The following is an 18,747-nucleotide window of genomic DNA, read 5'->3' as shown; positions in this document are numbered from 1 at the left end:
TTGTTTTTATTAAACACTGGTTGAAAAAGAATCACCCTGTTATCGCAAACTAGAGTACTCTATCTCAATAATTACATAAATTGAGATAGTTTGATGAAGCAACCCCCGGCGTTAATCCCATTCTCCTCGTTGAGTGGGGAACAGATAGAATCCCACCAGCGGTATAACCGAATGCTGGATGACAAAGGTCGCTATCTTCCTTTTGAAGAATTTCGCCATCGCCTAAAACGCGGGGATGACCTCCAGCTTGCCTGGACGCTGACGCGTCGTGCACGTGATGCAGCTATTCAACGTATTGATTACTTTAACGAAGAAGGTGAACAGGCGGGGTTTAATTTCACGCCTTCCATCGTCGAGGTTTGCGCGCTGGTGGATATTTTTGCCAGCCAGGCAGCGATGCAAAAACAGGCCGCGTCTCTACGGGGAGCAGGGGCTGAACTATCGGCGCTGGTACTTGAAGAGCCGATTACCAGCTCGCAACTTGAAGGGGCGAACACCACAACGCTTGTCGCACGTAACCTGTTAGAAAGTGGGCGCAATGCGCGCAACGAAGACGAGCAGATGATCGTCGGTAACGCCCGGTTGATGGCTGAAATCCCGAACCATCTCAGCGAACCTTTGACCCTCGATCTTATTCGGCATTTTCATGCGGTTGGCATGAGCGGTATTGATGACGATAAATATGCCCCAGGGACATTTCGGCAAACCGATGATGTTGTGATTGCCGATTATGACGGAAATATTATTCATCAGCCGCCCCCGGCAAACCTGATACTGGAGCGTCTTCAGGCAGTTTGCGACGTGGTTAATAATACCCGTGGTCGGTATATTCACCCGCTGTTACGCGCCTGCATTCTTCACTTAATGATTGCTCACGAACACCCATTTCGTGACGGCAACGGCCGCACAAGCCGTGCGCTTTTTTACTGGTTCATGCTCAAAAATGGCTACGAGGCATTCAGGTACATTTCCATCAGCGCGTTTCTGCATGCCGCTCCGGTGAAATACGCCCACAGCTATCAATACACGGAAGGGGACGGCATGGATCTGACCTATTTTCTGGATTACCAGGCAAGCCTGCTGGTTCGCGCAGTGCACGAATACCTGGCGCATATCGACGAACTGATAAGTCGCAGGTCAGCGATAGACCGCGTGTTGTTTGAATCCGGGGCATTGGGGCGGCTGACCTCACGCCAGGTCACTGTGCTAAATATTATGACCGCAACTCCTGGAAAGCTGTTTGCTGCCGCTGAGATCGCAGGTTCGTTAGGGATTTCGGACAATACCGCGCGAGCGTCAATCCGGGCGCTGGTGAAAGAAGGGGTTGCGGAGCAAGTGCGGGTTAACGATCAGCAAACGCTGTATCGGGCAAAATTCGAAAGTTGATGGCAAAAATAAAGGGGCTTGTCGCCCCTTTACCGTTATCTCGTCGGGCCTACGCCTCGATCTCTTCGCCAACTTCAATCGACTCTTCCATCTCACCTTCATTCTTCGACAGCATCGCCGTCGCAACACCATTCCCCAGCACGTTAATCGCTGAACGACCCATGTCGAGGAAGTGGTCGATACCCATCAGCAGCAAAATACCGGCTACCGGAATATTGAAGCTCGGAATCGTCGCCGCCAGCACCACCAGTGCGGAGCGTGGCACGCCTGCAATCCCTTTAGAGGCCAGCATCAGCGTCAACATCAACACCACAATTTCAGAGAAGGTCAGGTGAATGTTGTAAGCCTGGGCGATAAACATCGAGGCGAAAGAGCAGTACACCATCGAACCGACCAGGTTGAACGAATAACCAATCGGCAGCACGAAAGATGCGATGTTGCGCGAGCAACCAAAGCGGGTCAACTGGTCGAGCGTTTTAGGGTAAGCCGCTTCAGAACTGCTGGTGGTGAACGCCACCAGAACCGGATCTTTGAGCATGGCAATCAGGCGGAACACATCACGCTTGAGCACCATATAACCGACACCAATCAGCACCATGCAGGTCAGGATAATCGCCAGATAGTAGCCGCCAATAAACGAGGCGTAATTCAGCAAAATACCCAGGCCTTCGGTCGCAACAACCGAAGAGATAGCCGCGAAAATAGCCAGTGGTGCCACATACATCACATAGCCCGTCACTTTCAGCATGATATGGGAAACCACATCCAGCGCGGCAACTAATGGCGTATTAAATTTCTCGCCAAGCGATGCGCCAGCAATACCGAAGAACAGTGAGAACACCACAATTTGCAGAATTTCGTTATTCGACATCGCGCCCGCGATACTGGTGGGAATGGTATGCGAGATAAACGCTTTCAGGTTCATACCGCTCACCGCAAGGCCGGTCTGAACGTCGCCCGCAGGCACTTGCAAGTTCATCCCCGCACCGGGTTGCTGGAGAGTCACGATAAACAAACCCACCAGAATCGACAGGATGGAGGAGGACACAAACCACACCATCGCTTTGCCGCCGACGCGGCCAATGGTCGAGGTTTCGCCCATCTTCATGATACCTACCGTCAGGGTGCTGAACACCAACGGAGCGATAACCATTTTGATCAGACGTAAAAAGATGTCCGTAAACAGCGTGATATTTTCGGCATAGCTTTTGATGTTTTCAGCCGCGGCGTATTCATGGATGGCCGCCCCGGAGAGAATTCCGGCAAACATGAATAGAAGAATAAATAGCGTGAGTTTGTTTGAACTAGACAATTACGTAATAACCCCGTCGATTAGTAACATTTAATTAACTTATTGAGCCATATATAATTTTTATGTTTGCCCAATTTATATTCGGCCCATAAATTGAATGAAAGCGCGGAAGGATTCAACTATTTTTTACTTTTTGTCGTATTTGTTAATGCAGAATCTCTTATGTAACACTGTGACAACAATCACGAAAATAATATTAATATCTCCCTCTATCTTCCGTGACAACCTCGCCACCTGGCGATTAACCCTCTGATAAAAAAGCGTAATATTTTGCAATACGACGACAGGGTGATTTGCCGTTCAGTTTCTGGTCATTTCTCAATACCTAAACTAAATTTCAATAAGTTAGCGTATGCAGCGCCCAGGCAGTCATTGGGGATTGGATGTGCAAAATGAGGGCTTAACGATGAAAGCACACGCACTCTTAATGCTTTGTGGAAGTGGTTTACTTTGTGGCATAAGCGGGGCGCAAGCGGTGACCAGCAATGGCACAATCAATGCGACACTCACCTTAACCAACGGCTGCCTGATAAACGGGTCGCCTGCTCAAAACGGCATTAACTTCGGTACGCTGGATTTCGGTTCTCACCCGGCAACATTCTCAACCCTGACGACTGAACTGGCTGGCGCTGCGGGCGGCAACAGTTTTGGTATTCAATGCACTAACGGCGCGACTTACACCGTGCAAGTGACCGGCAGCACCAACGGCGCACCGGGCACAACAGTCGGCACGCCAGGCACGCCCGCGCGTTATCTGGTGAACACCACAGATGCAACGCAAGGTGTGGCCTACAGCATCTACAGCGACAGTGCCTTCAATAATGTGATCGCCAACAATACGGCTATTCCGAAAGCATCCACCACCGATGGCGTAGATAACTACATTGTTTACGGGCGCATACAGGGCGGGGGAGAAAGCGTTACGGTGAAACCGGGAACGTATACGGATGTTATTAACGTCAGCGTAACGTATTAACTCATCGTTTTTATAAACATAACAGCAGGCGTTTGCCCCTGCTGAGGGCCGCGCTTTGCATAAAATTCACGCCTGGCTTTTGGGAATGATGGTGGCGCTTCCGGCAAGTGCTGTCACCCAACAATCATTCCAGGTGGGCGCGACGATAACCCCGGGCTGTTCGGTTGCCAGCGGCAGTGGCGGTTTATTTGGCACGTTGAATTTCGGCAGCCACAGCGGGGTGGAAAGCGGTACCGCCAGTAACGCGTTTATTCCCAACACCTCGCTGGCACTGGCCTGCACGCCCGGAGTGGCGTTAAGCATGACCATTGATGGCGGCAAACATTACACCTCGGTGCGCAATATGGTGCGCACCGGCGGCAGCGAAGCGGTGCCTTACCGCCTCTACACCAGCGGGGCATTAACCGCCAACACGGAAATTCTGGTGAATCAGGCAGTAGCGATAACCTACAGCAACAGTAACAACATCACGTTGCCGATTTATGGTGCGGCGCAGTTAACGGGTTTTAGCCCGGCAGGAACTTATACCGACCAACTCACCGTGACGCTGTCATGGTAAAAAAGGGAGAAAATAATGACGCCATGGCTCACGCATAAACTGTTATTCGCGGCAGGTTGTCTCGCCAGCGCTCAGGCTCTGGCTGCCGGGAATATCCTGATTTGGCCTATTGATCCCTATTTGGCTCCCGACGCCAAAGCCGCAGAATTATGGATACAAAATCAAAGTAGCGAGGCCACGACCATGCAGGTGCGAGTGGTCGGCTGGCAGCAGCAGGATGGGCATGAAAAATACCAGCCGCAACAAGATGTGGTCGCCAGCCCGCCTATTGTGCAAATTGCGGGCGGGGGCAAACAGCTGATACGCCTGATCAAACAAAATGTTGTGCCACCAAACCAGGAGCAGGCTTACCGCATTGTGGTGGATGAAATTCCCCAGCCGCGGGATAACAACAAACCACAAATGGGTTTGAAATTGCAGATGCGTTATTCCATCCCGCTGTTTGCCTATGGTGCGGGCATGGTCACTGAAGAGGCCGCAGGCAATCACGCCAATACCGAACCGGCGAAGTTGTCGTGGCGTGTGGTTGATGAAAGTGGCAAGCCGACGTTGCAAGTCACCAATCGCGGAAACGTTCATGCCCGACTGAGTAAAGTCACTCTGCGCCAGGGCAGCCAACAACGAGTGTTAGCCGACGGGCTGATGGGCTACGTGCTACCCGGTAGCCAGCGAGAATGGCCGTTACCCGCATCACTTTCACGGCCTGACCAATTATCTGCAACGATCAACGCTCGTTCCGAACAATGGCAAACCTCTCCGGTCAATTGAGCCGATTACCGATGGCGATGCTTCTTCTGTCTTTGCCGATATGCAGCCATGCCGCGCAAGAAGACGATGCTTTGCCTCCGCCGCCGGATGCGCAGGCGCTGAACCAGACCGCTCAGTTTCATTTATCACTGGTTTTTAACCAGTGGGACAGCGGCCAGGTGGTGCCTGTGACCCAGCGTGGGGGGCAATTTTTTGTCAGCCGGGCCGATTTACAACGCGCCGGTTTACCGGGCGATAAATTCCGCGATGACGAAGTGAATGTCTCGGCGCTCAAAGACGTCAAAACTGAGTACGACAGCGCCGGGCAACGGCTGCTGATGCAAGTCCCTAACGAATGGCTCCCTCGCCAGGCGATTACGCTTGGCACAAATGACGCCAGCTTTAAACCGTTGAGCGGTAGCGGGGCGCTACTCAATTACGATTTCTATACCAGCCATGCCGATAACAGCGGCGGCCAGGCTTCGCTCTGGCATGAGTTACGCCTGTTCAGCGGCAATCTCAGTCTTTCGTCTACCGGCACCGTGCGCGAGGGTTTTTCTGGTTACGACTCAGGGAACGGCGAGGGTTATATCCGTTACGACACCACGCTCACCGGCACTGATGAAGACGACATTATCAGCTGGTCGGCGGGGGATGTGGTCAGCGATTCATTAAGCTGGAGCAACAGCGTGCGCATGGGCGGCGTGTCCATTGGCCGTGATTTCTCGTTGCGCCCGGATCTCATTACCTATCCGTTGCCCGCGTTTTCCGGCGAAGCGGCGGTGCCTTCCACGGTTGATGTGTTTATCAACGGCTATCGCAGCGGCAGTACCGAGCTGCAACCTGGCCCGTTCACGCTGACGAATCTGCCCTACATCAATGGCTCCGGTGATGCAGTTCTGGTGACGACCGATGCGCTTGGCCGTCAGGTTTCGACCACGCTGCCTTTTTATGTCGCCAGTGAATTGCTCAAGCCTGGCCTGAGCGACGGGGCGTTAACCCTCGGCGCCATGCGGCGTGATTACGGCATTGATAACTTTTCCTATGGGCCTGCGGCGGCCAGCGGTTCGTACCGCTATGGTGTCAACGAATACTGGACGCTGGAAAGCCATGCCGAGGGCGCACAATCTCTTGCGCTGGGCGGCGTCGGTTCCTTGTTAAAACTTGGCCGTTTTGGGGTGATCAACGGCGCGTATTCGCGCAGCGAAATGCGTGGCGAAGGCGGGCAGCAAATTAACTGGGGTTATCAGTACAGCACCAACAGTTTTAACATCGGCACCCAGCACAGCCATCGCGATCGTGGTTTTGGTAATCTGGCACTCTATGATTCGCCCGACATGTACGACGAAAATAATCAGCCCATCGCCAGCCTCAGTCGCAGCACCGATCAATACTCGCTCTCTTTTAACCTTGGAAGCTACGGCAACGTCGGCGCGGCGTGGATTGACGTGCGCAGTTTTGACGACGAAAAAACGCAACTGCTCAACGTGTCATGGAGCAAAAACCTCTGGGGAGACAGCAGTTTTTATCTCGCCGCCAGCCACGATCCTGCGCAAAACGGCTGGAGCGTGGCGCTTTCACTCCAGGTGCCGTTCGGCGCGTCAGACTCCGCCGCATTCAGCGTTGAAAGCACGCCGGATGCCGGGAGTTCGCAACGGGTTAACTACAACCACGCGATGCCGGTCAACGGCGGTTTTAGCTGGAATATGGCCTACGCGCACCAAAGTGATAGCGACGATTATCAGCAGGCAACGTTGGGCTGGCGCAATAATAAAGTGGAATTGCAGGGCGGCGTTTACGGGCAGCGCAAAAACTACACCCAGTGGGGAGAAATGTCCGGCTCGCTGGTGATGATGGATAACACGTTTCTGGCAGCCAACCGTATCAACGACGCCTTTATGGTAGTCAGCACCCATGGTTATCGTGATGTCACGGTGAATTTTGAAAACCAGCCGATTGGCACCACCGATGACGACGGTTACTTGTTAATTAGCGGCGTGTCCTCTTATTACCCGGCAAACTACAGCATCAACACGCTGAATCTGCCTGCCGACACGCGCATAAAAGACACCGAACGGCGGGTAGCGTTACGCCGTCACTCTGGTTATTTACTTGATTTCCCTATGGAACAACAGCGTGTGGCCAGCGTTATTCTGCAAGACAGCCAGGGGAAAGTGCTGCCGGTGGCAAGCCAGGTTTATCGCCCGTTACAGTCGCCAGTTCCTGTGGGATACGACGGGATTGTGTATCTCGAAAACCTCAGCGATGTGAATCCCCTGACAGTGACCACGCCGGACGGCAAGCGTTGTCGCGCCACGCTTAAACTTGAAGGTAACCCCGATCGCAAACTGAAAACCTACGGCCCGCTGGTGTGTGTTGAGGGAGCAAAATGAAATGGCCCGGCGCGTGGCTACTGGAGGCACTGCTGCTGGCGATCGCCATGCCTGCCTGGTCGGCCTGCACTCAAGGCTCACAACCGGCGTCGTTTGGTAGCCAGAGTTCGTTTGTGGTGAATACCACGGTGCAGAATACCAGCGCCACACTAACGCTCGATTGTGACACTGTTCTTAACCTGCTGACTTCCGACTCCATAAAACTCACTTATCTGGGGGCCACGCCTGCGGTGACGGGGATCCGCGGATTGTTACGCCGCACGGATGAACCCGCTAATCCGGATAACGTCCCGGTGGTGGTTTGCGTGCAGTCGGGCTGTGCCGGAAGCAGTGAAGTGCAGGCGGGAGGAACTTACACCTGGAGCGGCAGCACGCTGCTGAATCTGCTGGCCAGCAAGCGCTATACGTTGCCGATTTACCTGCGGACCGTCGCCGGGCAAAACGTCAGCGCCGGGCCGTATCGCGTGGTGCTCAACTTTCGCCTCGACTGGAATATTTGCAGCCTTGGCGTGGCGGTGTGTCTCGCCTACCAGACGGGAAACGGCAGCGCGGATATGACGGTGACGCTCACCGTCACCAACGATTGCAGCACCATTACCGCTCCGGCGGTAAATTTCGACAGCGCGCCGCTGGTGCAGAACTTTAAAAGCGTTTCGCAAAGCATCGCGATTACCTGTACCAAAGGCAGCACTTATACCGTTGGCGTCAGCAATGGTTCAAATGCCAGCGGCAACCTTCGGCGCATGAAAAGCGGCAACAATTACATGAGCTATGAAATCTACAAATCTAACGGCATCGACCGCTGGGGAAGCCTCGGTACAGAACGTTGGGCGAGCGCGGCATCGTCAGGGTTGAGTAGCGACGGTTTACTGCGCAACTTTAACTACGTGGCAAAAGTGCTCACCAGCCAAACAACGCCTCCCGCTGGCGCGTATACCGATACGTTGGTTGTCGATGTGGCGTTTTAAATAACGTGCCAAATGTCGGATGACGCTGCGCTTATCCGACCTACGAAAACCCAATGCCAACGGGGGGTAGGTCGGGCAAGCGCAGCGCCCCCGACACGAAATTGCGCCAAAGTTTCACGTAAAGTTCCGTCACAACATGCCGATAACACCGATAAGAAATCATTAAAAGGGTGTTATATGTTGAACCGTATTCGCGTTGTCACCATGCTAATGATGGTGCTGGTGGTGTTCGCGCTGCTCCAGCTCATCTCTGGCGGAATGTTTTTTAACTCACTTAAACAAAATAACGACAGTTTTAAAGTTTCCAGGGAGTTACGCGTTCAGCAGTCAGAACTGGCAAACACCTGGGAGTTGATGCTGCAAACGCGCATTAACCTGAGCCGCTCTGCGGCCCGCATGATGATGGATGCCAGCAACGGGCAAAGTGCAGCAAAAACGGAATTGCTCAATAACGCCAAAAAATCCCTCGTTGAAGCGCAAAAACATTACGCCGCGTTCAAACAAATCCCCGCCATTAATCCGGAGCTGGAAGCCCTGGTGCAAGGTATTGATGACGACTACAAGAACTACAACCAGGCACTGAGCGAGCTGGTGGGGTATCTGGAAAGCGGCAACATGGACGCCTATTTTGCGCAGTCCACGCAAAGTCTTCAAAACGCTCTCCAGAAAGAATATAGCGACTACATTGCGCTCAATGACCGCATGTACGAGCAATCCTATATTGCCAGCGCTAACGACTATAACTTTGCCAAGTGGCAGATTGCCTGTCTCGCACTGGCGCTGTTCGCAGTAATAGTGCTGGTGTGGTTTGGAATGCGCCGCATTCTGCTGCAACCGCTGGCGGTGGTTATTGGTCATATTCGCGAAATCGCCAACGGCAATCTGACAGCAAATATCGTCTCAACCGGGCGCAACGAGATCAGCGAGCTGACCTCCAGTGTGCGCCACATGCAGCAAGAACTGATTATTACCGTGGGTAGCGTGCGTGACGGTTCGGACGCGATTTACAGCGGTGCCACCGAAATCGCCGCCGGAAACAACGATCTCTCTTCCCGCACCGAACAGCAGGCCGCATCGCTTGAAGAAACGGCCGCCAGCATGGAACAGCTCACCGCCACGGTGAAGCAGAATGCGGAAAACGCCCGTCAGGCTTCGCAGCTGGCCTTAAGCGCCTCCGAAACCGCCCAGCGCGGTGGCAAAGTGGTGGATGGCGTGGTGAAAACCATGCACGACATTGCGGGTTCCTCGAAGAAAATCGCTGATATCACCGGCGTGATTGACGGTATCGCTTTCCAGACCAACATCCTGGCGCTGAACGCTGCGGTAGAAGCCGCTCGTGCGGGTGAACAGGGGCGTGGGTTTGCGGTCGTCGCGGGTGAAGTTCGTAACCTGGCGCAACGCAGCGCGCAAGCCGCCAAAGAGATTAAATCGCTGATTGAAGATTCTGTTTCCCGCGTCGATACCGGTTCAGTGCTGGTAGAAAGCGCTGGGGAAACCATGAGCGATATCGTCAATGCGGTCACGCGCGTGACCGACATTATGGGCGAAATCGCTTCCGCTTCTGACGAGCAAAGCCGGGGTATCGACCAGGTGGCGCTGGCCGTTTCAGAAATGGACCGTGTCACCCAGCAAAACGCCTCACTGGTGGAAGAGTCTGCCTCTGCCGCCGCCGCACTTGAAGAACAAGCCAGCATGTTAAGTCAACTGGTGGCAGCCTTCCGTTTAACCCCGGAATCTGCCGCGACGCCTGTAGTCAATACCCCCTCAACGCCTGCACCGACGCTCAAGCCAACACTGAAGCCGAGCCGTGCAACGACGAACGGGCAAGACGATAACTGGGAAACTTTCTAAGAATCTTTAATGGCCGGCAGACGTGCCGGCAGAGGGGCTGTGATGTTCAACCGTATCCGAATTTCGACCACGCTTTTGTTAATCTTGATCGTCTGCGGCGTTTTGCAGATTGGTAGTAATGGACTGTCCTTCTGGGCATTTAGGGATGATTTTCAGAATCTAAAAATGGTTGAAGTCGGAAACCAACAGCGCGACACCTTGACGCAAAGTCGCGCGGCATTGTTGCAGGCCAGCACCGCTCTAAGCCGGGCTGGAACGCTAACCGCGCTCAGTTATCCGCCAGAAGATATCAAACGTCTGATGGCGAATGCCCGTGGCAGCCTGAAACAAGCGGACATGCTGTTTAACCAGTTTCTGGAAATCCCACCTTTAAATAAAGAAGGTGAGGATATGGTGGCCTCGACGAAGCAGAGTTACGCCGCTTATCGGGATGACTTACAGCATCAGGCGACCTGGCTTGAAAGCAATCAGCTTTCTGATTTTCTCAGTGCGCCGATTCAGAAATCACAGGATATTTTTGACGCCTATTTTAACGCCTGGCAGCAGAGTATTAATGACACCGTGGCGGCATCGAGTGCTGACAGCAAACTGAACTACCAAATCTCGGCGATTATTTTCGCCAGCGTGACGGTAATCGCCATTCTGATGCTAATAGGTTCGATTCTCTGGTCGCGCAGAATGCTGGTACAGCCGCTGGAAATCGTGCGCAGCCACTTTGAGCACATCGCCGCAGGGGATTTAGCCCGTCCGATTAGCGTGTATGGCCGCAACGAAATCTCCGAGATTTTCCGCAGCCTGAAAAACATGCAGCAGGAACTCAAACAGACCGTTGCGCAAGTCCGTCAGGGCAGTGGCGCGATGCACACCGGCATCGCCGAAATTGCCGCGGGCAACAACGATCTGTCTTCGCGCACCGAGCAACAGGCCGCATCGCTTGCTGAAACTGCCGCCAGCATGGAGCAGTTAACCGCAACCGTCAGCCAGAACGCCGACAACGCCCGTCAGGCTGCACAGCTTTCACGCACCGCAGCAGACACCGCGCAGCAGGGTGGACAACAGGCGGCAAACGTCGCCCGCACCATGCACGACATCGCCGGAAGCTCGAAGAAAATCGGCGATATCACCAGCGTGATTGACGGCATCGCTTTCCAGACCAACATCCTGGCGCTGAACGCGGCGGTTGAAGCGGCTCGTGCCGGTGAACAAGGGCGCGGTTTTGCGGTGGTGGCAGGTGAAGTGCGTAACCTGGCTCAACGCAGTGCGCAGGCGGCAAAAGAGATCAAAGTGCTTATCGAAGAGTCGGTAAGTCGCGTGCAGCAAGGCTCGCAACTGGTTGATACCGCGGCTACCACTATGGCGGAAATCGTCCGTTCGGTGACGCAGGTTAACGACATTATGGGTGAAATTGCTTCTGCGTCTGACGAACAGCGTCGTGGTATCGAACAAGTCGCGCAAGCCGTCAGCCAAATGGATCAGGTCACACAACAGAATGCCGCGCTGGTCGAAGAAGCGGCCGCTGCGACGGATGCGTTGGCAAACCAGGCCGAACATCTGAGCGGCGTGGTCGCGGTATTTAATCTGGAAAGTGTCGACAGTGAAGACGTCACCAGAGATTTAGTCACCAATGGGGTGCTGGTCACCTCCTGAAAGTAATTGAGAAGACGCTATGACATCACCGCTGCCCAACGGGCAAACGTCATTAATGTTACAGATGACACAGCGTCTACCGCTGTCCGACACGCATTTTCGTCGGATATGCCAGTTGATTTACCAGCGCGCAGGAATTGTGCTGGCCGATCACAAGCGCGACATGGTTTACAACCGCCTGGTGCGTCGTTTGCGCACGCTAGGACTGGAGGATTTTGGGCATTATCTGAGCATGCTGGAAGCTAACGGCAGCAATGCCGAATGGCAGGCGTTCATTAATTCCCTGACCACTAACCTGACGGCGTTTTTTCGCGAAGGTCATCACTTTCCGATCCTCGCAGAACATGCGCGTAAACGAAGTGGCGAATACAAAGTCTGGAGTGCGGCGGCATCGACCGGGGAAGAGCCGTATTCCATCGCGATCACATTGGCTGATGTGTTAGGCATGGCGCCTGGGCGCTGGAAAGTGTTCGCCAGCGATATCGACACCCAGGTGCTGGAAAAAGCCCAGAGCGGGATTTACCGCCAGGATGAGCTGAAAACGCTGGCACCGCTGCAAATGCAGCGCTATTTCATGCGCGGCACCGGGCCACACGATGGGCTGGTGCGGGTGCGCAGCGATGTGATGAGCCACATGGATTTTGCGCCGATAAATCTGCTGGACAAACAAGCACCGATCCCCGGCCCGTTTGACGCCATATTTTGTCGCAATGTGATGATTTATTTTGATAAAGCGACGCAGCAGCAAATTTTGCAGCGCTTTGTGCCGCTGCTTAAACCGGGTGGACTGCTGTTTGCCGGGCACTCGGAAAACTTCAGTAACCTCAGCCGGGAATTTTTGCTGCGTGGGCAGACCGTGTACGGACTGAGTAAGGAAAGGTCATGACAAAAATAACCGTGCTTTGTGTCGATGATTCCGCCCTGATGCGCCAGATCATGACAGAGATCGTTAACAGTCACGACGACATGGAAATGGTCGCAACCGCGCCTGATCCGCTGGTGGCGCGTGATTTGATTAAGAAATTTAACCCGGATGTGCTGACACTCGACGTGGAAATGCCGCGCATGGACGGGCTGGATTTCCTCGAAAAACTGATGCGACTGCGCCCGATGCCCGTGGTGATGGTGTCATCGCTCACCGGAAAAGGGTCGGAGGTGACATTGCGCGCGCTGGAATTGGGCGCGATTGATTTTGTCACCAAGCCGCAGTTGGGGATCCGCGAAGGGATGCTGGCGTACAGCGAAACCATTGCGGAGAAAGTGCGGACTGCCGCGAAGGCGAAACTGGCGGCGCGTGCACCAGTTGCAGCCCCCATGGCACTGAAAGCCGGGCCACTGCTCAGTTCAGAAAAATTGATAGCTATTGGAGCGTCAACCGGCGGCACCGAGGCGATTCGCCATGTGCTGCAACCGCTGCCGCTTTCAAGCCCGGCGGTGCTCATCACCCAGCATATGCCGCCAGGGTTTACGCGATCGTTTGCCGACAGGCTCAATAAATTGTGCCAGATAGCGGTGAAAGAAGCCGAAGACGGCGAACGCGTCTTGCCGGGGCATGCGTACATTGCACCCGGAGATAAACACATGGAGCTTGCCCGCAGCGGGGCGAACTACCAAATCAAGATTCATGATGGCCCGCCCGTGAACCGGCATCGCCCGGCTGTGGATGTGCTGTTCCATTCCGTCGCGAAATTCGCCGGGCGAAATGCCGTGGGCGTGATTCTCACCGGAATGGGGAATGACGGTGCCGCCGGGATGCTGGCAATGCACAAAGCCGGGGCATGGACTATCGCCCAAAACGAAGCAAGTTGTGTGGTGTTCGGCATGCCGCGCGAGGCCATTAACAGTGGTGGCGTTAGCGAAGTGGTCGATTTAAGTCAGATTAGTCAGCAGATGCTGATGAAGATTAGTGCCGGACAGGCAATACGTATTTAACCGAAGGAACTCTATAAATGGCAGATAAAGAACTCAAATTTTTGGTGGTGGATGATTTCTCTACCATGCGTCGCATTGTCCGTAACCTGCTAAAAGAGCTGGGTTTCAATAACGTTGAAGAGGCTGAAGATGGCGTTGATGCGCTGAACAAACTCAACGGTGGTGGCTTTGGTTTTGTGATTTCCGACTGGAACATGCCGAACATGGATGGCCTGGAATTGCTGAAAACCATTCGTGCCGATGGTGGTATGGCGGCGATGCCGGTGCTGATGGTGACGGCAGAAGCGAAGAAAGAAAACATTATTGCCGCAGCGCAGGCGGGGGCGAGTGGTTATGTGGTTAAACCGTTTACTGCCGCAACACTTGAAGAGAAGTTAAACAAAATCTTCGAAAAGCTCGGCATGTAAGGAGAGGCTCATGCACTCATCGACTAATCCCGCGTCAGAGTTACATTCAACCGGCGATATTATCGTCCGGATAGGCAGCCTGACCCGTATGCTGCGTGACAGCTTGCGTGAGTTGGGCCTGGATCAAGCGATTGCCGAAGCCGCGGAAGCCATTCCCGATGCGCGTGATCGCCTGGATTACGTGGTGCAGATGACCGCGCAGGCCGCCGAGCGTGCGCTCAACTGCGTGGAGCTGGCGCAACCGCACCAGAATAAACTGGAATCAGAAGCCAAAGCGCTGAATGGCCGCTGGGATGCCTGGTTTGAAAATCCCATCGAGCTGGGTGATGCTCGTGAACTGGTGACCGATACGCGCAGCTATTTGTCCGGCGTACCGTCGCACACCAGTTTCACCAACGCCCAGCTGCTGGAAATCATGATGGCGCAGGACTTCCAGGATTTAACCGGCCAGGTTATCAAGCGCATGATGGATGTTATCCAGGAAATTGAACGCCAGTTGTTGATGGTGTTGATGGAAAACATGCCGGAACTCGACGCCCGTGCGAAGCGCCCGGCCGACAGCCTGCTCAACGGCCCGCAAATGAACGCCAGCGCGGCTGGTGTGGTGGCAAGCCAGGATCAGGTTGACGATTTGCTGGATAGTTTAGGGTTTTAAGTTTCGTAGAAAAACGCCCCGGTCATCTTCTTCGCTTGAGGGGGAAGACTGGGGCGAGCGCGCCTTAACGCCACAAACAAACCCACAAATCCCCCCGTTTTCCCGCCATTAGCTTTATCCCTCTCTGGCATGCTGTGTTGGTAATTGCGGCCACGAGATTGTTGCGGTGTCAGAAGAAAGCGACGACGATAAAACAGAAGCCCCCACAGCCCACCGGCTTGAAAAAGCACGAGAAGATGGGCAGATTCCCCGATCCCGTGAGTTGACCTCACTGCTGATGTTACTGGTGGGGATAAGCATCATCTGGATGGGTGGCGAACCTCTGGGGCGGCAACTTGCTGCCATGCTTTCTGCCGGTTTGCATTTTGATCACAGCATCATTAACGACCCAAATCTGATTGTTAGCCAAATTAGCCTGCTGATAAAACAGGCGGTCTGGGCGTTGCTGCCGTTGATCATGGGGCTGGTGATTGTGGCGATTGCCGCGCCCATGCTGCTTGGCGGCCTGCTGTTTAGCGGCAAATCGATACAGTTCAAATTCAGCAAACTTAATCCGATTGCGGGATTAGGGCGGATGTTCTCAGCACAGGCCGGTGCCGAGTTACTCAAAGCCTTCCTGAAAGCGATTCTGGTGGGCAGCGTGACCGTCTGGTACTTGCTGCATAAATGGCCGGAAATGATGCGACTGATCAGCGAACCGCCGCTGGCGGCGCTCGGGCATGCGCTGAATATGGTTGCGGTATGCGGGTTATTGATAGTGCTAGGGTTGACGCCAATGGTCGGCTTTGACGTTTTCTTCCAGATATTCAGCAACCTCAAAAAGCTGCGCATGAGCCGCCAGGATATTCGCGACGAATTTAAGCAACAAGAAGGCGACCCGCACGTTAAAGGCCGTATTCGCCAGCAACAACGTGCCGCCGCCCGCCGTCGCATGATGAGCGATGTGCCCAAAGCTGATGTGATTGTCACCAACCCGACGCACTATTCCGTGGCGTTGCAGTATGACGAAAACAAAATGAATGCGCCCAAGGTTGTGGCGAAAGGTGCGGGGCTGGTGGCGCTGCGAATTCGTGAGATTGGCAACGAACATCGTATTCCAATGCTGGAAGCGCCACCGCTGGCGCGTGCGTTATATCGTCATGCTGAAATTGGTCAGCAAATTCCTGGGCAACTTTATTCCGCGGTGGCCGAAGTGCTGGCGTGGGTCTGGCAACTGCGCCGCTGGCGAGTGGCTGGCGGCCTGATTCCGAAAAAACCTGAAAATCTACCAGTGCCAGAAGCGCTGGACTTTGCAAACGAGAAGGACTCCGATGGCTAACCTGTTGGCGCAACTGCGCCTACCGAGCACCATGAAAGCCGGACAATGGCAGATTCTTGCCGGGCCGGTACTCATCTTGCTTATTTTGTCGATGATGGTGCTACCACTGCCGGCGTTTGTACTGGATTTGCTGTTCACTTTTAACATTGCGCTGTCGATTATGGTGCTGCTGGTGGCGATGTTCACCCAGCGCACGCTTGAGTTCGCCGCCTTCCCAACCATTTTGCTGTTTACCACCTTGCTGCGCCTGGCGCTGAACGTGGCTTCCACTCGTATTATTTTAATGGAAGGCCATACCGGCGGCGCGGCGGCGGGTAAAGTGGTTGAAGCCTTCGGCCACTTCCTCGTTGGTGGCAACTTCGCCATCGGTATCGTGGTGTTTATCATCCTCGTCATCATCAACTTTATGGTTATCACCAAAGGTGCCGGGCGTATTGCCGAAGTGGGCGCGCGCTTTGTGCTGGACGGGATGCCGGGCAAACAGATGGCGATTGATGCGGATCTTAACGCCGGGTTGATTGGTGAAGAAGAAGCGAAAAAACGCCGCTCGGAAGTGACGCAGGAAGCGGACTTTTACGGTTCGATGGACGGTGCCAGTAAGTTCGTGCGCGGTGATGCCGTCGCCGGATTAATGATCATGGTGATTAACGTGATCGGCGGGCTGTTAGTCGGTGTGCTCCAGCATGATATGGCCGTGGGGGCGGCGGCTGAAACTTACACGCTGTTGACCATCGGTGATGGTCTGGTCGCGCAGATCCCGGCACTGGTTATTTCCACGGCGGCGGGTGTGATTGTTACCCGCGTGGCAACCGATCAGGACGTCGGCGAGCAGATGGTGACCCAACTGTTCAATAACCCGCGCGTGATGATGCTCAGTGCGGCCGTACTGGGTTTGCTCGGTATGGTGCCGGGAATGCCAAACTTTGTGTTCCTGCTGTTTACTGCTGCATTGCTGGCGCTGGCCTGGTGGATGCGCGGGCGCGAAATGGAGGCTCCGGCTGCTCCGGCGGCACCCGCAAAACCACAGGAAAACCCGCAGGCGGTTGAAGCCACCTGGAATGATGTTCAACTCGAGGACTCGCTCGGCATGGAAGTGGGTTATCGCCTGATTCCGATGGTCGATTTCCAGCAAGACGGCGAGCTTCTGGGGCGGATACGCAGTATCCGTAAAAAATTCGCCCAGGATATGGGGTTCTTGCCGCCGGTGGTTCACATCCGCGACAACATGGACTTGCCGCCTGCGCGTTATCGCATTCTGATGAAAGGGGTGGAAATTGGCAGCGGCGACGCCTACCCAGGGCGCTGGCTGGCGATTAACCCAGGCACTGCCGCTGGCACGCTTCCGGGCGAAGCGACCACCGATCCAGCATTTGGTCTGGCCGCGACCTGGATTGAAAGCGCATTAAAAGAACAGGCGCAGATTCAGGGCTTTACAGTGGTTGAAGCCAGTACCGTGGTGGCAACCCATCTTAACCATTTGATTGGTCAGTTTGCCCCGGAACTGTTTGGGCGCCAGGAAGCGCAACAATTGCTTGATCGCGTGACGCAAGAGATGCCGAAGCTGACTGAAGATCTGGTGCCGGGCGTAGTGACGCTGACCACGCTGCATAAAGTGCTGCAAAACCTGCTCGCCGAGAAAGTGCCGATCCGCGATATGCGCACCATTCTCGAAACGCTGGCAGAACATGCGCCGATTCAAAACGATCCTCATGAATTAACCGCCGTGGTTCGTGTCGCGCTGGGGCGTGCCATTACGCAGCAATGGTTCCCTGGCAACGGCGAAGTGCAGGTGATTGGCCTGGATGCGGCGCTTGAACGCCTGCTATTACAGGCATTGCAGGGTGGAGGGGGGCTGGAACCCGGGCTTGCTGACCGTCTGCTGGAACAGGCACAGGAAGCACTTAAGCGCCAGGAAATGCTGGGTGCGCCGCCTGTGTTACTGGTTAACCACGCGTTGCGTCCACTTCTGGCTCGTTTTTTACGCCGCAGTTTGCCGCAGTTAATGGTGCTTTCAAGTCTCGAACTCTCTGAAAACCGCAATATCCGTATGACTGCGACCATCGGAGCAAAATGATGAACCGACTGTTGATGCTGATGTTATTGCCTTTTATGACGCACGCCAGTGGCGAAGGAGCGTGGCAGGCGAGCGGTGTGGGCGCGACGCTCAGTCATCGCGGGGTGGCAGCTTCGTCACGCGCTCTGGCACCGTCTCAGCCCGTCACAGGCGTGATGACGATGGTCGCGTGGCGCTATGAACTGATTGGGCCGACGCCTGCGGGTCTGAATGTCAGGCTTTGCTCGTCAACACGTTGTGTCGAGATAGAAGGGCAGAGCGGGACGACGCGTGGGCTAACGAACGTTGCGGCAAACGAGCCGCTGCGGTTTGTCTGGCAAGTCCCCGGTGGCGGAGCGCTTTTCCCGGTGCTGAAAGTGCAAAGCAATCAGGTCATTGTTAATTACAAATAGCCCTAACAGCCGCATGACTGATGCGGCTTTTTTCCTTCCAGATCTCATTTTCAATCCCTGCTTTTGATAAAAACAAACCCTTGTTTTATAAATCAGTGACACCCGTACCGGGACTCTTTGTAATTTTGCC

General features: G+C 54.4%; 16 protein-coding genes. 15 read left to right on the top strand and 1 reads right to left on the bottom strand.

All coding sequences use genetic code 11. From position 1 onward, the window contains the following. Positions 1-93 precede the first annotated feature (93 nt). Positions 94-1,386 carry a Fic family protein gene (locus AC0IWZ_RS12100; RefSeq protein ID WP_471677221.1) on the top strand — a complete coding sequence of 431 codons (1,293 nt, stop codon included), beginning with the start codon at positions 94-96 and terminating at the stop codon, positions 1,384-1,386. Positions 1,387-1,435: 49 nt separating this feature from the next. Here AC0IWZ_RS12100 and AC0IWZ_RS12095 read toward each other — a convergent pair whose 3' ends face one another. Continuing rightward, on the bottom strand, positions 1,436-2,698 hold the full coding sequence (locus tag AC0IWZ_RS12095; RefSeq protein WP_115628120.1) for a dicarboxylate/amino acid:cation symporter: 1,263 nt from the start codon (positions 2,696-2,698) through the stop codon (positions 1,436-1,438). 427 nt (positions 2,699-3,125) lie between these two features. Here AC0IWZ_RS12095 and AC0IWZ_RS12090 point away from each other — a divergent pair, with 427 nt between their 5' ends. The 14 genes from AC0IWZ_RS12090 to flhE all read left to right on the top strand — a co-directional run bounded on the left by AC0IWZ_RS12090 (position 3,126) and on the right by flhE (position 18,617). Further along, a complete protein-coding gene (locus AC0IWZ_RS12090; RefSeq protein WP_232062593.1) occupies positions 3,126-3,674 on the top strand; it encodes a Csu type fimbrial protein in 549 nt (182 codons plus the stop codon). Between the two features lie 85 nt (positions 3,675-3,759). Continuing rightward, a complete protein-coding gene (locus AC0IWZ_RS12085; protein ID WP_051873700.1) occupies positions 3,760-4,233 on the top strand; it encodes a Csu type fimbrial protein in 474 nt (157 codons plus the stop codon). Between the two features lie 15 nt (positions 4,234-4,248). Continuing rightward, positions 4,249-5,001, top strand: coding sequence for a fimbrial biogenesis chaperone (locus AC0IWZ_RS12080; protein WP_471677223.1), 753 nt, complete (start codon positions 4,249-4,251; stop codon positions 4,999-5,001). Between the two features lie 11 nt (positions 5,002-5,012). Next, a complete protein-coding gene (locus AC0IWZ_RS12075; RefSeq protein ID WP_471677225.1) occupies positions 5,013-7,373 on the top strand; it encodes a fimbria/pilus outer membrane usher protein in 2,361 nt (786 codons plus the stop codon). Next, complete coding sequence (locus AC0IWZ_RS12070) at positions 7,370-8,341, top strand: Csu type fimbrial protein (RefSeq protein WP_471677227.1); 972 nt, start codon at positions 7,370-7,372, stop codon at positions 8,339-8,341. The genes AC0IWZ_RS12075 and AC0IWZ_RS12070 overlap by 4 nt, the downstream gene beginning before the upstream one ends. 177 nt (positions 8,342-8,518) lie before the next feature. After that, positions 8,519-10,192, top strand: coding sequence for a methyl-accepting chemotaxis protein II (gene tar / locus AC0IWZ_RS12065; protein WP_034496065.1), 1,674 nt, complete (start codon positions 8,519-8,521; stop codon positions 10,190-10,192). A gap of 42 nt (positions 10,193-10,234) precedes the next feature. Continuing rightward, positions 10,235-11,839, top strand: coding sequence for a methyl-accepting chemotaxis protein (locus tag AC0IWZ_RS12060; protein WP_034496063.1), 1,605 nt, complete (start codon positions 10,235-10,237; stop codon positions 11,837-11,839). A 19-nt stretch (positions 11,840-11,858) separates the two neighbouring features. Continuing rightward, complete coding sequence (gene cheR, locus AC0IWZ_RS12055) at positions 11,859-12,725, top strand: protein-glutamate O-methyltransferase CheR (protein WP_034496061.1); 867 nt, start codon at positions 11,859-11,861, stop codon at positions 12,723-12,725. Next, the gene (locus AC0IWZ_RS12050) at positions 12,722-13,771 is read left to right on the top strand and encodes a protein-glutamate methylesterase/protein-glutamine glutaminase (RefSeq protein ID WP_115628126.1); all 1,050 of its coding nucleotides are present in this window, start codon (positions 12,722-12,724) and stop codon (positions 13,769-13,771) included. The genes cheR and AC0IWZ_RS12050 overlap by 4 nt, the downstream gene beginning before the upstream one ends. Positions 13,772-13,788: 17 nt before the next feature. Beyond that, the gene (cheY, locus tag AC0IWZ_RS12045) at positions 13,789-14,178 is read left to right on the top strand and encodes a chemotaxis response regulator CheY (protein WP_034496057.1); all 390 of its coding nucleotides are present in this window, start codon (positions 13,789-13,791) and stop codon (positions 14,176-14,178) included. Positions 14,179-14,188: 10 nt separating this feature from the next. After that, positions 14,189-14,833: a protein phosphatase CheZ gene (gene cheZ, locus AC0IWZ_RS12040; protein WP_034496055.1), complete on the top strand. Its 645-nt coding sequence runs from the start codon at positions 14,189-14,191 to the stop codon at positions 14,831-14,833. Between the two features lie 166 nt (positions 14,834-14,999). Beyond that, positions 15,000-16,151, top strand: a complete 1,152-nt coding sequence (gene flhB, locus AC0IWZ_RS12035; RefSeq protein ID WP_034496053.1) for a flagellar biosynthesis protein FlhB — start codon at positions 15,000-15,002, stop codon at positions 16,149-16,151. Further along, positions 16,144-18,225 carry a flagellar biosynthesis protein FlhA gene (gene flhA / locus AC0IWZ_RS12030; protein ID WP_115628136.1) on the top strand — a complete coding sequence of 694 codons (2,082 nt, stop codon included), beginning with the start codon at positions 16,144-16,146 and terminating at the stop codon, positions 18,223-18,225. The genes flhB and flhA overlap by 8 nt, the downstream gene beginning before the upstream one ends. After that, entirely contained in the window at positions 18,225-18,617 is a 393-nt protein-coding gene (gene flhE, locus AC0IWZ_RS12025) for a flagellar protein FlhE (protein WP_410373149.1), read from the top strand. Before flhA ends, flhE begins: the two co-directional genes overlap by 1 nt. Positions 18,618-18,747 lie beyond the last annotated feature (130 nt).

The organism is Buttiauxella sp. AC142 (assembly GCF_979253435.1).
This window is presented reverse-complemented; position numbering and strand designations above follow the sequence as displayed.

What these genes read in the sequence shown, in the direction of transcription:
- cheR (WP_034496061.1), top strand. Translation starts at nt 11,859, where the DNA reads ATGACATCACCGCTGCCCAACGGGCAAACGTCATTAATGTTACAGATG.
- AC0IWZ_RS12090 (WP_232062593.1), top strand. Translation starts at nt 3,126, where the DNA reads ATGCTTTGTGGAAGTGGTTTACTTTGTGGCATAAGCGGGGCGCAAGCG.
- cheZ (WP_034496055.1), top strand. Translation starts at nt 14,189, where the DNA reads ATGCACTCATCGACTAATCCCGCGTCAGAGTTACATTCAACCGGCGAT.
- AC0IWZ_RS12085 (WP_051873700.1), top strand. Translation starts at nt 3,760, where the DNA reads ATGATGGTGGCGCTTCCGGCAAGTGCTGTCACCCAACAATCATTCCAG.
- flhE (WP_410373149.1), top strand. Translation starts at nt 18,225, where the DNA reads ATGAACCGACTGTTGATGCTGATGTTATTGCCTTTTATGACGCACGCC.
- AC0IWZ_RS12080 (WP_471677223.1), top strand. Translation starts at nt 4,249, where the DNA reads ATGACGCCATGGCTCACGCATAAACTGTTATTCGCGGCAGGTTGTCTC.
- AC0IWZ_RS12060 (WP_034496063.1), top strand. Translation starts at nt 10,235, where the DNA reads ATGTTCAACCGTATCCGAATTTCGACCACGCTTTTGTTAATCTTGATC.
- cheY (WP_034496057.1), top strand. Translation starts at nt 13,789, where the DNA reads ATGGCAGATAAAGAACTCAAATTTTTGGTGGTGGATGATTTCTCTACC.
- tar (WP_034496065.1), top strand. Translation starts at nt 8,519, where the DNA reads ATGTTGAACCGTATTCGCGTTGTCACCATGCTAATGATGGTGCTGGTG.
- AC0IWZ_RS12100 (WP_471677221.1), top strand. Translation starts at nt 94, where the DNA reads ATGAAGCAACCCCCGGCGTTAATCCCATTCTCCTCGTTGAGTGGGGAA.
- AC0IWZ_RS12070 (WP_471677227.1), top strand. Translation starts at nt 7,370, where the DNA reads ATGAAATGGCCCGGCGCGTGGCTACTGGAGGCACTGCTGCTGGCGATC.
- AC0IWZ_RS12075 (WP_471677225.1), top strand. Translation starts at nt 5,013, where the DNA reads ATGGCGATGCTTCTTCTGTCTTTGCCGATATGCAGCCATGCCGCGCAA.
- AC0IWZ_RS12050 (WP_115628126.1), top strand. Translation starts at nt 12,722, where the DNA reads ATGACAAAAATAACCGTGCTTTGTGTCGATGATTCCGCCCTGATGCGC.
- flhA (WP_115628136.1), top strand. Translation starts at nt 16,144, where the DNA reads ATGGCTAACCTGTTGGCGCAACTGCGCCTACCGAGCACCATGAAAGCC.